The following is a 13,052-nucleotide window of genomic DNA, read 5'->3' as shown; positions in this document are numbered from 1 at the left end:
GATTACTTGGATTATTAGACTTACTTAGATTGTTAGACAGCTTAGACATTCTTAGAGTGTTAGACTACTTTGATTGAAATTGAACCCTAAACAATCAATCTCTATCGTTATCCTGCAAGGTCTTTTTCTGACCTTGTAGGTATTAAACCTAATTTACGCATTAAAAGCACCTACAAACTTTCCAAGATTAGAATTACTCGTTTTAGATTTCTATACTTTATTTAATATCGTTTTATTCTTCCTTACAAATATGCATAAAATTCTTACCATTACAAGAAAACACCTAAAACAAACTTTGTTGCTTTAGAGGGTTTTCATGATCTAATAACCATTTTTTACGCCATAATCCGCCAGCATATCCTGTTAATGAACCATCGGTTCCTATTACTCGGTGACATGGAACGACTATCCAAAGTGGATTTTTACCATTTGCCGATGCTACTGCACGAATAGCTTTGACATCTCCAAGTTTTTTAGATAGTTCTAAATAACTCATGGTTTTACCAAAAGGAATCTCAAGTAATCCTTTCCAAACTCTTTGCTGAAATTCTGTTCCTTTGGGGTTTAGCTTAAAATCGAAATCGGTTCTTTTGCCTAAAAAATAGTCATTTAATTGCGAAACAGCTTCTTGCAACTCTATTGCAATTACATCTGAAACCTCATTATCACCAGCGTTAGCAACGGTAATCTCTGAAATTCCGTTTTCATCGCCAACAATCTTGGTGATTCCTAAAGGCGAATTAATGTATGCTGTTTCCATGTTATAAAAGTAAAAAAAATAATAGTAATGATTTGTGATTTCTCTCCACCAATCTTAAATTCTATTATATTTTGATTATAGCTCACGGTTTCAACCGCGTGAAGCAGATTGCAATATTGCGTTCCAACGGTTGAAACCGTTGGCAATGTTTATAACATGTATTTATTATGATAAGATTCCGGTAAATGTCACGCAAATTAAACAGACTTAACGCAACCTTTGTCAAAGTTTTGAACCAAGGCTGTAAGGAACTTTAGTAAAAAATATTATTTTTATTTTCGTATATCTTTAAACATATCATGAAATGCAAATCAGAACAGATGTGAGAGAAATATTAAGTTATATCTCAGATGATCAACTTGATTTTTTTGCTCGAGAAACTATGGTTGATTGGAATGCTAAAAAATTAAAAGGTAAGGAATTATTTAAACTTTGTGTTTTTGGAGTTCTAAATGAAAATAGAGCTAGCTCTAGAGTATTTGAGAATTTTTATGAAAATCATTTCTTTTGTAAATATGCTCAAATTCCTAAAGATAAAAGTGTTAGTCACAGTAGTATTGCTGAGAGAATAGGAAAAATAAACGTTGCGTATTTTGAGAAATTATATCAGCATACTGTTACTATCTTTGAGGATAAACTTAATGAAAAAGATAAAGCTAAATTAAGTTTATATGACTCAACAATTACAAGTTTATCAGCTTCTTTACTGAGTTTTGGAATGCAAAATGGACAAAAGAACAAAAAAGGCGAACAAGGAAAAAATAGTATAAAATTCACGATTGGCTTTAGTGAGCTGCCTTTTAATGTCAAGTTTCACAAAGATCAAAAAATGATTAGTGAGGATTTGGCTTTGGGAAATATTCTAGAAGAACACATAGCCAATAAAAAAGATATTGCAGTTTTTGACAGGGGAATGAAGGATAGAAAGACAATGGTTGAACTCTCTAATGATGATAAGTATTTTGTGACCCGAATTTATAAATCATCTAAATATGAAGTAGATAAAGGTAGTAAAGTAACTCTATTAGATTTTGAAAATGAAATCCTTAAACTAACAAGACATAGCAAGGTTTACCTTTATGCTAATCAAAAGAAGACTAAAATAGTTTTTAGATTAGTTGAGGGGATATTAAAATCTGATGGAGAAAAAATATTGTTTTTAAGCAATTTACCTGAAGATGAATTTACAGCAATTCAAATAGCTGAAATTTACAAAAGACGTTGGGATATTGAGCGTTTCTTTAGATTTATAAAACAAGAATTGAATTTTAAACACTATTTTTCAAGACAGTGGAATGGAATTCAAGTAATGATTTACATTATTTTAATTGCATCAATATTGCTTTTGAGTTACATAAAACTAAATCAATTAAAAGGATATAAAATCCCCAAAATGTCATTTTGTAATCAATTGCAAAATGACATTATTCAACAAGTAGTAATACATTGTGGTGGAGATCCTACTAAATTAGAAACATTTAATGCATGAAACCAAGTTCCTTACAGCCTTGGTTTTGAACTTTGACAAAGATCTACTTGAGATTACGAATCTAAATGATTTATTGTTGAGTTACTTACGGAGATTCTTCCTTCGTCAGAAAAGACAAGATTGTAGTTAAAAACCTTTCAGAAACAAAAAAACCACTCGTAAATACGAATGGTTTTAGTTTTTTAGCCCCGATAGAAGCGGCATCCTTTATGTTTTTTCTTTAAAAACATAAAGATATAGCGGCGGTCCCGATAGCTATCGGGATAGCTCCTACTTTAAAAAGCTATAAAAATAGGCTTCGATTGCTTTTAGTTCTTCATCGGACATGGCTTGTGTTACAGGAAAATTGGTTTTCATGACTTCAAACTGACTTGGATCGACTATTGGATCGCCTTTTCCTTTAAGAAAAGTAACCATGTCTCCGTTTTTCTCTTTGTATATTTTGGCAATTTCTTTTATGCTTGGACCGATAACTTTTTGGTCTACCTGATGGCAGGCAAAACAGTTTCCTTGTCCTTCGAAAATTGCTTTCCCTAATTCTTTGGGCGTTTTAGCTTCTAAAGTAGCCGACTCTTCGATTGGCATTCCTGAATTATCGATTGTTGTTTTCTCTTCTTTTTTACAAGAAACGAATGCAAGTATTGCAAATGCAAGTATTATTTTTTTCATGCTTATGTATTTCAATCTTTTACTTATTTAAAATCACAGCAGCTTCTTTGGCAAAGTATGTCGAGATAATACTGGCTCCTGCTCTCTTAATGCAATGTAGTTGCTCTATCATGATTTTGTCGTGATCTAACCAACCTCTTTCGGCTGCGGCCTTTACCATAGCGTATTCTCCCGAAACCTGATATACTGCAACTGGTACGTGAACTGCATCTTTTATCTCGCGAACAATATCCAGATAAGCAATTCCTGGTTTTACCATAACGATATCTGCTCCTTCTTCTACATCTAGCAATGCTTCACGAAGTCCTTCGATACGATTGGCATAATCCATTTGGTATGTTTTTTTATCTTTTGGAATATCTAAAGAATCAACTGGTGCAGAATCTAATGCATCACGAAACGGTCCGTAAAATGCCGAAGCATATTTGGCACTATAACTCATGATTCCAACATTGTGGTGTCCGTTTTCTTCTAATGCTTTACGGATTGCAAGAACGCGACCGTCCATCATGTCGCTTGGTGCCACAAAATCGGCTCCTGCATCGGCATGGCTTAAACTCATACGAGTTAATGCATCTACCGTTGCATCGTTTATAACTTGTCCGTTTTCTATAATTCCGTCGTGTCCGTAAATAGAAAATGGGTCTAGTGCTACATCTGGCATTACAATCATTTCTGGAACTGCATCTTTTATAGCACGAATAGCTTGTTGCATTAATCCATCTTTGTTCCAAGCTTCTACCCCTTTATTATCTTTAAGGTTTTCGCTCACTTTTACATAAAGATTCACTGCTTTTATCCCTAATGCCCAAGCTTCTTTTACTTCTTTTATCGTGTTATCCAATGAATGACGGTATATTCCTGGCATTGACGGAATGGCGACTTTTACATCTTTTCCTTCGGCAATAAACATTGGAAGCATAAAATCATTTGGACTTAGTGTAGTTTCACGAACTAAAGAGCGAATAGATTCATTAGTTCTTAAACGGCGGTTTCTTTGTAGTGGGAACATAAGTGTTTTTTATAAATTTTTAAGAAGTATGCTAATGCTAAAAAAGCCTTAACATCCGTTTTAAAGTTGAAATTAAAATTGTGTCGCAAAGTTAAAGAAAAATCAACAGAATAAGGCTTTTAGCATTGTTTAGAATGCGTTAATATTATCTAAAATTTACTGTTTTATATTTCCCATTTAAGAATCTTCTTATATCATGGTTTTTAAAATATTTAAATTTAAATTTGCCTGATGAAGAAAATTCTCGCTTTATGCTGCTGTTTGCTCTTAACAGGATGTTTTGAGATAACGGAACGAATCAAACACCATGACGATCAAAGTGGTGAATACACCCTTATGGTTGACTTTTCGAAATCTTGGTTTAAGACCAAATCTGCCATTTGGCTGGAAGAAGTTGATGGTGTGAAAATCCCGAATGAACAGGAAATCACCAAGAAACTAGCCGATTTTAAAGCAAAAGCTTTAAAAATAGATGGGATTTCAAATGTAAGTACTAAAACTGATTTTGAAAATTATGTTTTCATTATAAAACTTAATTATGCCAATTTAAAAGCACTCAATGCCATTGTAAATAGTATTAATAATCAGAGTGACCAAATTCATTTTAGCAGTAATGCTAAGAGTTTTGAAAGGATTGCCTCTTACCCTGTTCCTGAGAACCTGGTAAAAGACCCAAAGAAAAAACAGGATTTGGAACATGCCAACATTATCTCGATTTACACCTTTGACCGTGATATTGCCAACACTGATAACCCTAACAGTAAAATATCTAAAAACAAAAAGACCGTTTTTTTAAAACAAAATATGTACAGCGTACTTAAAAAATCGTCTTTAATGAATAATACAATCCAATTAATTCCCTAGTATATGAAGCATTTTTTTACCTATTTTATTCTATTAACAACCTTATTTGCCAATAGTCAGACCAATACTAAACCATACGATTATTTTGTACAATTTAATGGCGACCAACTTTCTAAGAAAGTAAATATTCTTGATGTATTAAATCATTCTTTGATTAATAAATATACTGAAGGCAAGTCCGATTATGATATCAACCAATATGCAAACCTTTTTAAATTAGACCAAAAAATAAGCGTAAACGGAAATTTCACAGATAGTATTCCGTATTACCAAGTCACAATTCCTATTAAGAATAGAAATGACATTAAACAATTCATGCAAAAAATGCATGTAGAAAAAAATGCGGATTCTATCCCAACCGCTACAATCGAAGATTTTCCTCTATACTCTCTATTAACTTCTGTAAATAAAGGAAGTTCTATGGCATGGAACGATAATTATCTTGTGATTGTAGGTTTTACAAAAAAGTATAGCTCTAATCTATACGATATTCCAGAAATTCAGGAAGAAATCACTGTAGATGTAGCTCCAGATGAAGGAGAACCTATAGGAGAATCTCCTATTGACATTAACACTCCATACACAATAGAGGAACCTATAGACTCTACAGCTGTTTCTACCGATAACTATTACGTTGAATATGATCTTGGACGTGCTGCTTTTGATAGTTTACAATCGATACAACGAAATGATTTTATTAAATCTCTTTTCGAAAAAGGTTTTACTGCTCCATCTTCTGATAAGATAAACGCTACTGCAGACATCTCATCTTGGATTAATTACAGCGCAGCTATGTCTTCTTTTTACGAGTCTTACGCTACTCTATCTCAATTTACCACTTATAATAAATTCTTGCCTTCTCAAAAAAACTGGGGGAACCTTGTAAAGGGAATCAATTTGGATTTTTATTTTGATAATGATAATGCTCGTGTAGAAGAGATTATTGAATACTCTAAACCAATGGCTGATATTGTGGACAAAATGGCCAATAGAAAAATTAATAAAAACATTTTTAATTATTTTCCTGACAAAAAGCCTTTGGGTTATATGAGCTATCATATTAACACCAAAGAAACATTAAAAAACTTTCCGAATTTAATGACCGAAGTTTTAAATAGTGCTGCATTAACAAAGGATGATATGGGTATTGTAACGGATTTAATCTCGACTATTGTTGATGAGGAAGCCACTGCAACTCTTTTTGACGGTGATTTAAGCATGTTCTTACTCGATGTTAAGGAAATTGAGGTAACGTCAAAATCTTACGAGTACGACGATAATTATGAAGAAATAGAAGTTGAGAAAAAAGAGAAGAAATCAATTCCGATTTTTTCAATGATTTTTACCTCAACACATCCAACATTTGGCGACAAGCTGATACAGTTAGGTGTTCGTAAAAAATTATTGGTACAAAAAGGAAATTATTACGAAATCGCCGGAACCAGCGGTAAATACGGAGATTTGTTTATCCTTAAGGATAAGGATGTAGTAGTAATTGCAAATTCTCGTGACTACTTCAACACCAATAACGGATCATTTGTAAAGGAAGTAAAGAAAGACTTGAAGCAAAATTACTTTTTAGCGAAGCTTAATATTCCAGAGATTTCTAATGCATATAGTCATACTGCTGAAACAAAAACTGCTGATATTAAAAAAATCGATCAATTTGCAACACAGTTTAGCGATATAACACTTCAATCTTCGAAAAAATTGATTGATAATAAACTGAAAATTGAATTACGATTAAATTCGTTAAAATCGAATAAGAACATCATTCTGCAAACGTTAGATTTTGTTCAGGAACTTAGCAAATAATCTAGATTTTAGTAGATAAAAAGAGAGAGGCACCGTTGGTGCCTCTCTCTTTTTATTATAATCCCGTTTTCTGATTTATTTTATCATAAATCTCGGTCACTTTTTTGGGAGCATTAAATCGATAACCCGCCGTAATTTTTACAGTCGATATGTTATCATTTAAACCTATATCACTTGTTTCACCCTCAACAAAATTGAGATAATTAATATTCATGAATGCAAAAAAAGAATCGGAATTGTACCCCGTTTTCAAACTCATATCCAATTCAGAAACCACTTTAGAATGACCCTCTGTAAAATAAACACCTGCACCCAAAGATAATCCTGCGGAAACCAAAACATGTTTTCCTAAAACCAGATTATAAAAATAGGATGGCGCCAATGAGAACAGATATGTTTTCCCATTTATTTTATCTCCATCTCCATTATATTTTATATTGGTGTAATAAGCAGAAAAATTAGGAATAAAACTTCCTGCACTCTTTGTTTGCCACTCATTCTGACTTGCGATCGCTTTATAAGAAAACTTTTTATTAAAAATATAAGATGTAGCTCCACCAATTTTAATCGATTTAAATCCTGGGAAAGCCGCATCTATACCATCTTGACTTACATAAAACCCTTTTTGATAAAAATAAGTAAAGCTCTGCATCCATTGCTTATGATACAATCTTGTATTAAGACTTAAAAGCTTAGAACCAGAATTATCTTTATTGGCATTTAAAAATTTTGGAGAGAAACCAAATGACAAATCAACAAACTTAAACGAAAGTGAAGCTCCTAATTGTTCTTTTCGATTAGGAATTAAATTAAGAATTTTTGTCCCTTCTCCAGGAACAGGGTAAACAAACTGAAAATTATTGGATGTATCCAGATAATAAATACTTGCGGTAACCTTATCATCATATGATTTAAAATAGGAATTTTGAAGAGAATCTTTTTGAGCAAAACACCCAAAAACTCCTGCAAAAAACATAATATAAATCAATTTTACATCCATTCTCTAGGATTTTCAAGCGTTTGTATTAGTTTTTCCTCATCGCTTCCTACTTCTGGGTGATGATCGTAAACCCATTGTACATGAGGTGGCAAACTCATTAAGATACTCTCGATTCTACCATTGGTTTTTAAACCAAATAGCGTTCCTTTATCATGAACCAGATTAAACTCGACATAACGACCACGACGAATTTCTTGCCATGTTCTTTGTTCTTCGGTATATAATAGAATTTTTCTTCTTTCGACAATTGGAACATAGGCTTCTAAGAAACTATTTCCTACTTCGGTAACAAAATTGTACCAATCCTGCATGCTCATTTCGTCTGTTGCTTTGCAATAATCAAAGAACAATCCTCCTATTCCGCGGGCTTCGTTACGGTGCGCGTTCCAAAAGTAGGCATCACATTGTTTTTTATATTTTGGATAAAACTCTGGATTGTGTTTGTCACAAGCTATTTTACATGTTTGATGAAAATGCTTCGCATCTTTTTCAAACAAATAATAAGGCGTTAAATCCTGACCTCCACCAAACCATTGCTGAATTACATTTCCTTGATCATCATACATTTCAAAATAACGCCAATTGGCGTGGACAGTAGGAACCATTGGATTTTTTGGATGTAAAACCAAACTTAGTCCACAAGCAAAAAAATCGGCTTCGCCTACATTAAACATTTTTTGCATCGCTTCTGGTAATTTACCATGAACTGCCGATATATTAACGCCGCCTTTTTCAAAAACTGCTCCGTTCTCGATTACACGTGTTCTTCCGCCGCCGCCTTCTGGACGTTCCCAAATATCTTCACGGAATTTGGCTTGACCATCAACTGCTTCTAATCCTAAAACTATTGTATCTTGAAGGCTTTGTATATATTTATAAAATTGTTCTTTCATCTTTTTGTTAATTCATATAATTCCATATCTAACGCAAGTTCATTAGTTGGAGTAAATTCGCTAATTAATGTTTTTCTCCATAGGAATCCGCAATTTTCTGCGACTTTAATGCTTCCTAAATTCGTTTTATGAGAAATGATTTGTAATGTTTTCAAATTTAATTCATTGAAAGCATAATTTGAAATTTGACTTACTGCATCAGATACCCAACCTTTTCCTTGATATCTTGCACCAATACAATAAGCAAGTTCACCTTGTTTGGTTTCCCAATTCAATTTTTTGATGATAATTAGTCCTGCAACTTTATCAGTTTTGTTTTCTTTAATTCCAAAAGTAAATTCAGAATTGGATTGAATCTCGTTATTTTTTTCTAAAACATAAGCTTCTGAAGCTTCAAGAGTTAAGTTCTTAGAGAGCGTTTTAGGGAAAAATCTCTTAAAACGTTCTACATTATGGAGCATCATTTCATTAAGACTTATCGCATCTTTTAAAGTTAAAGTTGTTATATGAAACTCTTCTGTTTTATAGATTATCATTTGCTATGATTTACAAATTTGCTTTTGCAGAAGCAATTTTACTAATAATCCCAAATGAAAAGGTCTTGCTTTCTTGCTGAACATATTCATAAATGGCAATTGCTTTTCCTGAAAAGTTATAATTATCTACAACGGAGAATCTAACTAAAAAATCTCCAAATAATTCTAATTGATTCCAATCTAAATGGCATCTAACTAAGAGCGTAATTAAATCCTGTTCGCTAAGATTAACCATACTCTCTACACTTAATCCAAAGCTTGTAAGTTCATTATCGATAAGACTAGTATCTTCGATATTCCAAAATTTAGGCAAGAATCCAATAGACATCAATACTTTAAGTACATTGTCTATTCGGGTGCTTTCTTCATCTCGTAATCCTTTGTTTAGCATATTTTATTTTCTGCAAAGTTTCTAATAGTATCTTTTTATCACTCTCTCTTTTACAAAGTAAGAGTTATAAGTACGTTTTATTATTCTGTATAAGAAAAATAAAACGGGTAATGAATAATATAAAAAACCCATACACATTGCGATATATGGCTTTTCCATAATTAATCCACTAGATTTTATTTTATCAAAGTAATGAACTTTTTCCAAAAATTCGGGTGTAAGTCCTAGTTTTGGTACAAACGCATTCCCTAGCACTACGGCAAAAAGTAAAACAAAATACAATATTGCCCTAAAAACCGATTTTCCTATCTCTTTTAATCTGATTTCATCACTAACATTTGAGAAAGCAAATCGCATTCGATTTAAAACTACCAGCAAATAAATATAAAAAATATTGGTATCAATAACAGAATTATTGAAACTATATGCAAAAAGACCGTACATGGGGAAAAAGACGAAAATAGAATATCTCTTTGGCATTACCGCCATGAAAACTCCTGAATGAACCATTATAAATTCAAAAACGATTAATATGGCTAAATCGTTTATCAAACTAGTATTGTATTGTTCAGGATGTAACCAAACCATCAAAAAAATAGTCGCATAATAAGCAGAAAAACCATATTCTATAAAAGAAAATGGTGAGTTTCTATGAAAGTTTATATTTGCGAGCATTTATTTTCAGTATTCTTTTAAATCATCAAATAAACAAGCTTTGTAATCTCGTACCCTAATGTTTGTTTTCAGCTACAGATTTCAGCTTTTAGTGAGTCTGAAATCTGCAACCGATAACTATATACTAATTTCCGTATTCCTTAACCGCGTCAATAAACGCTTTGGCGTGGTCTACAGGAACATTTGGTAAAATTCCGTGACCTAAATTTACGATATATTTGTCTTTTCCGAATTCATCAATCATTTGGTGTACCATTTTTTTGATTGTTGGAATTGGAGAAAATAATCTTGATGGATCAAAATTTCCTTGTAATGTTATGTTTCCTCCAGATAGGTAACGAGCATTTCTAGCCGAACAAGTCCAGTCAACTCCTAATGCCGAAGCACGACTTTGACCCATTTCGCCTAAAGCAAACCAACATCCTTTTCCGAAAACAATTACTGGAGCATGATCAGCCAAAGCTTCAACAATCTGGTTCATATATTTCCATGAAAACTCTTGATAATCTACAGGTGAAAGCATTCCACCCCAAGAATCAAAAATCTGAACAGCATCAACTCCTGCTTTTACTTTTTCTTTTAGGTATAAAATAGTTGTATCTGTAATTTTTTGTAACAATGTATGTGCTGCTGCTGGGTTTGAAAAACAAAATCCTTTAGCAGTATCAAAACTTTTAGAACCTTTACCTTCTACAGCATAGCAGAAAATTGTCCAAGGAGAACCTGCAAAACCAATTAAAGGCACCTCATCATTCAGCATTTCCTTTGTTAGCTTAATTGCATCCATAACGTAACCAAGGCTTTCTTGAATGTCCGGAATATAAACTCTCTGAACATCTTGCATCGTACGAATAGGATTTGGCAAAAACGGACCAAAATTCTCTTTCATCAATACTTCAATTCCCATTGCTTGAGGAACTACTAAAATATCCGAGAATAAAATTGCAGCATCTGGAGCAATACGACGAATAGGCTGTACAGTAATTTCTGCAGCTAATTCTGGAGTCTGACAACGAGTGAAAAAATCATATTTATCACGCAAAGCGATAAATTCTGGCAAATATCTTCCTGCCTGACGCATCATCCAAACTGGCGGACGTTGAACTGTTTCTCCTTTAAGTGCTTTTAAAAATAGGTCGTTTTTTAACATGGTTTTTATTTGCTTTAGGCTTTAAGCTTTAGGCTTTAAGCATTTGTTTGTCTATAATTTTTTTGCTTTCAGCTTAATGCCTAAAGCTTATTGCAATATTCAGTAATTACGTCTTCAAGCACATCTTCAACAGTTGGTTGATCAGCGATGATGATGTTTTTAGTAATTTTTTCTAAAGCCTCTGCCGTGGTTTCTCCAATACAAAAGCATTTTTCATTTTTAATAGTATTCTCTTTCAGATAACTTTCAATTCCAGATGGGCTATAAAACAAGATTCCATCTACAGCTGAATTGATTTTTTGAGGTGTCAATGTAGTTTCATACACATTAATCTCATTCAATTTTACTCCAGCATCTTTTAGTGCCTTTGGCAATGTTTCTCTTCTAAGGTTTCCACTGAAAAAGGTATAACTTTCATTGCTATAAATCAAAGTAATTATTTCGGCAAGATCAGCTGCGTAACCTGTATAAGCTACAACATTAAATCCGCTTTCAGATAATAGAATCTTTGTTTTTAAACCAACGCAAAAGACATTTTTACTTTTTAGTTCTTCTGATTTTGGATCAGATAAAACGCTATGAACTGCATTCTGACTCGTAAAAATCAGATTTTCGTTGATATCCTGAATCTTAAAAGATTTATTTTGAGTTTCAATGAAATTTGCTTCTACTAAATCAATATTTGCTTTTTGCAATTCTTGTTTCTGAATACTCGAAAGTATTTTTGTAGATAATATTTGAATTGTTTTAGCCATTATTTTTTTAGAGATTCTTTAATCGATTTCATTAATTCAGCCCCACCATTCTTTAGAACTTCTAGTGCCATATTAAAACCTAGTTTTTTCCATTCTTCAATTGGAACAATCTTATCAATTTCGATTTTTATTTTTCCATCCAAAGAAAATAAAACCCCTTGAAAATGAAGTGTATCTTCTTCATCATTATATTTAACTAAAGAGCCTATTGGTGCGGTACAACCACCCTCTAGAGTTCTTAAAAACTGGCGTTCGATATAAGTAACAATTTCTGTTTCGATATCATTAAGTTGAGTTAGAGCGTCCAATGCAAAATTGTCATTTTCCATAGCCACAACAACCATTGCACCTTGAGCTGGTGCTGGAATCATCCAATCCAGATTAATATAATTTTCTGGTTTTAAATTGATTCTCTCTAGTCCTGCTGCTGCAAAAACGGCTCCGCTCCAATCGTTATCGTTTAATTTTTGCATGCGTGTATTTACGTTTCCACGTAAATCAACAACTTTATGATTTGGGTATTTGTTTAACCATTGCGCCTGGCGACGTAAACTTCCGGTTGCAATAGTAGCAGACTCATTTAAGAAATCCAGATTGCCTTTATGAACCAAAATATCTAATGAATTGGCTCTTTCCAGAACAGCTGCCTGAACAATTCCTTTTGGCAAAGCCGTTGGAACATCTTTCATAGAATGCACTGCAATATCTATTTCACCATTAATCATGGCAATATCTAGTGTTTTAGTAAAGATACCTGTGATTCCGAGTTCGTAAAGTGGTTTGTCAAGTAATATATCACCTTGCGATTTAACCGCAATAATTTGGGTTTTATATCCTAAATCGTTTAGTTTTTTCTCGACCGTATGCGCTTGCCAAAGGGCTAATTCGCTATCGCGAGTTCCTATTCTTATAATTTTATCTGCCATTTCTGTTTATTAAAACCAAGGTTTCTTGTTTTTTACCATTAAGAAATTAAGGTTCATTAAGCTTGGTGAGTATTCTTTTAAGTTAATAAAGATAATCTCTTACCTTAAAAAATAGTT

The 13,052-nt window shown here is 32.8% G+C and carries 14 protein-coding genes; 3 read left to right on the top strand and 11 right to left on the bottom strand.

The window, feature by feature from the left end:
• Window positions 1–283 precede the first annotated feature (283 nt).
• Window positions 284–760 (bottom strand): methylated-DNA--[protein]-cysteine S-methyltransferase, encoded by a 477-nt coding sequence (locus ACJ6WR_RS10680; protein WP_039113494.1) that lies wholly within the window; start codon window positions 758–760, stop codon window positions 284–286.
• A gap of 304 nt (window positions 761–1,064) precedes the next feature.
• Between ACJ6WR_RS10680 and ACJ6WR_RS10675 the strand changes: the two genes are divergently transcribed.
• The gene (locus ACJ6WR_RS10675) at window positions 1,065–2,249 is read left to right on the top strand and encodes an IS4 family transposase (RefSeq protein ID WP_409415626.1); all 1,185 of its coding nucleotides are present in this window, start codon (window positions 1,065–1,067) and stop codon (window positions 2,247–2,249) included.
• A gap of 270 nt (window positions 2,250–2,519) precedes the next feature.
• On the opposite strand, the gene ACJ6WR_RS10670 is transcribed toward ACJ6WR_RS10675, so the two are convergent.
• Together ACJ6WR_RS10670 and hemB are read right to left on the bottom strand one after the other, a co-directional pair.
• Window positions 2,520–2,918 carry a c-type cytochrome gene (locus ACJ6WR_RS10670; protein ID WP_409417774.1) on the bottom strand — a complete coding sequence of 133 codons (399 nt, stop codon included), beginning with the start codon at window positions 2,916–2,918 and terminating at the stop codon, window positions 2,520–2,522.
• A 19-nt stretch (window positions 2,919–2,937) separates the two neighbouring features.
• Window positions 2,938–3,930, bottom strand: coding sequence for a porphobilinogen synthase (gene hemB, locus ACJ6WR_RS10665; RefSeq protein WP_039113492.1), 993 nt, complete (start codon window positions 3,928–3,930; stop codon window positions 2,938–2,940).
• A 231-nt stretch (window positions 3,931–4,161) separates the two neighbouring features.
• On the opposite strand from hemB, the gene ACJ6WR_RS10660 reads away from it, so the two are divergent.
• Window positions 4,162–4,794: a hypothetical protein gene (locus tag ACJ6WR_RS10660; RefSeq protein WP_409417773.1), complete on the top strand. Its 633-nt coding sequence runs from the start codon at window positions 4,162–4,164 to the stop codon at window positions 4,792–4,794.
• A gap of 3 nt (window positions 4,795–4,797) precedes the next feature.
• The gene (locus ACJ6WR_RS10655) at window positions 4,798–6,609 is read left to right on the top strand and encodes a hypothetical protein (RefSeq protein ID WP_409417772.1); all 1,812 of its coding nucleotides are present in this window, start codon (window positions 4,798–4,800) and stop codon (window positions 6,607–6,609) included.
• Window positions 6,610–6,664: 55 nt separating this feature from the next.
• On the opposite strand, the gene ACJ6WR_RS10650 is transcribed toward ACJ6WR_RS10655, so the two are convergent.
• The 8 genes from ACJ6WR_RS10650 to hemC form a co-directional block, all read right to left on the bottom strand.
• Entirely contained in the window at window positions 6,665–7,609 is a 945-nt protein-coding gene (locus ACJ6WR_RS10650) for a DUF4421 family protein (protein ID WP_409417771.1), read from the bottom strand.
• Window positions 7,600–8,502: an oxygen-dependent coproporphyrinogen oxidase gene (hemF, locus tag ACJ6WR_RS10645; RefSeq protein WP_409417770.1), complete on the bottom strand. Its 903-nt coding sequence runs from the start codon at window positions 8,500–8,502 to the stop codon at window positions 7,600–7,602. The genes ACJ6WR_RS10650 and hemF overlap by 10 nt, the downstream gene beginning before the upstream one ends.
• On the bottom strand, window positions 8,499–9,038 hold the full coding sequence (locus ACJ6WR_RS10640; RefSeq protein ID WP_409417769.1) for a GNAT family N-acetyltransferase: 540 nt from the start codon (window positions 9,036–9,038) through the stop codon (window positions 8,499–8,501). The genes hemF and ACJ6WR_RS10640 overlap by 4 nt, the downstream gene beginning before the upstream one ends.
• A gap of 10 nt (window positions 9,039–9,048) precedes the next feature.
• Window positions 9,049–9,429, bottom strand: coding sequence for a hypothetical protein (locus ACJ6WR_RS10635; RefSeq protein ID WP_035618549.1), 381 nt, complete (start codon window positions 9,427–9,429; stop codon window positions 9,049–9,051).
• A 21-nt stretch (window positions 9,430–9,450) separates the two neighbouring features.
• The gene (locus ACJ6WR_RS10630) at window positions 9,451–10,104 is read right to left on the bottom strand and encodes a hypothetical protein (RefSeq protein ID WP_409417768.1); all 654 of its coding nucleotides are present in this window, start codon (window positions 10,102–10,104) and stop codon (window positions 9,451–9,453) included.
• A 124-nt stretch (window positions 10,105–10,228) separates the two neighbouring features.
• The gene (gene hemE, locus ACJ6WR_RS10625; protein ID WP_039118433.1) at window positions 10,229–11,254 is read right to left on the bottom strand and encodes a uroporphyrinogen decarboxylase; all 1,026 of its coding nucleotides are present in this window, start codon (window positions 11,252–11,254) and stop codon (window positions 10,229–10,231) included.
• An 80-nt stretch (window positions 11,255–11,334) separates the two neighbouring features.
• A complete protein-coding gene (locus tag ACJ6WR_RS10620; protein WP_409417767.1) occupies window positions 11,335–12,009 on the bottom strand; it encodes a uroporphyrinogen-III synthase in 675 nt (224 codons plus the stop codon).
• Window positions 12,009–12,935 (bottom strand): hydroxymethylbilane synthase, encoded by a 927-nt coding sequence (hemC, locus tag ACJ6WR_RS10615; RefSeq protein WP_409417766.1) that lies wholly within the window; start codon window positions 12,933–12,935, stop codon window positions 12,009–12,011. The genes ACJ6WR_RS10620 and hemC overlap by 1 nt, the downstream gene beginning before the upstream one ends.
• Window positions 12,936–13,052 lie beyond the last annotated feature (117 nt).

Source organism: Flavobacterium sp. PS2, assembly GCF_046250155.1.
Taxonomy (GTDB): Bacteria; Bacteroidota; Bacteroidia; order Flavobacteriales; family Flavobacteriaceae; genus Flavobacterium.
Note: the sequence above shows the minus strand (reverse complement) of the source record. Positions and strands in the feature narration are given on the sequence as shown.

Excerpts from the sequence above, each read along its gene's own strand:
- ACJ6WR_RS10680 (WP_039113494.1), bottom strand. The coding sequence starts at position 760 with ATGGAAACAGCATACATTAATTCGCCTTTAGGAATCACCAAGATTGTT.
- ACJ6WR_RS10675 (WP_409415626.1), top strand. The coding sequence starts at position 1,065 with ATGCAAATCAGAACAGATGTGAGAGAAATATTAAGTTATATCTCAGAT.
- ACJ6WR_RS10670 (WP_409417774.1), bottom strand. The coding sequence starts at position 2,918 with ATGAAAAAAATAATACTTGCATTTGCAATACTTGCATTCGTTTCTTGT.
- hemB (WP_039113492.1), bottom strand. The coding sequence starts at position 3,930 with ATGTTCCCACTACAAAGAAACCGCCGTTTAAGAACTAATGAATCTATT.
- ACJ6WR_RS10660 (WP_409417773.1), top strand. The coding sequence starts at position 4,162 with ATGAAGAAAATTCTCGCTTTATGCTGCTGTTTGCTCTTAACAGGATGT.
- ACJ6WR_RS10655 (WP_409417772.1), top strand. The coding sequence starts at position 4,798 with ATGAAGCATTTTTTTACCTATTTTATTCTATTAACAACCTTATTTGCC.
- ACJ6WR_RS10650 (WP_409417771.1), bottom strand. The coding sequence starts at position 7,609 with ATGGATGTAAAATTGATTTATATTATGTTTTTTGCAGGAGTTTTTGGG.
- hemF (WP_409417770.1), bottom strand. The coding sequence starts at position 8,502 with ATGAAAGAACAATTTTATAAATATATACAAAGCCTTCAAGATACAATA.
- ACJ6WR_RS10640 (WP_409417769.1), bottom strand. The coding sequence starts at position 9,038 with ATGATAATCTATAAAACAGAAGAGTTTCATATAACAACTTTAACTTTA.
- ACJ6WR_RS10635 (WP_035618549.1), bottom strand. The coding sequence starts at position 9,429 with ATGCTAAACAAAGGATTACGAGATGAAGAAAGCACCCGAATAGACAAT.
- ACJ6WR_RS10630 (WP_409417768.1), bottom strand. The coding sequence starts at position 10,104 with ATGCTCGCAAATATAAACTTTCATAGAAACTCACCATTTTCTTTTATA.
- hemE (WP_039118433.1), bottom strand. The coding sequence starts at position 11,254 with ATGTTAAAAAACGACCTATTTTTAAAAGCACTTAAAGGAGAAACAGTT.
- ACJ6WR_RS10620 (WP_409417767.1), bottom strand. The coding sequence starts at position 12,009 with ATGGCTAAAACAATTCAAATATTATCTACAAAAATACTTTCGAGTATT.
- hemC (WP_409417766.1), bottom strand. The coding sequence starts at position 12,935 with ATGGCAGATAAAATTATAAGAATAGGAACTCGCGATAGCGAATTAGCC.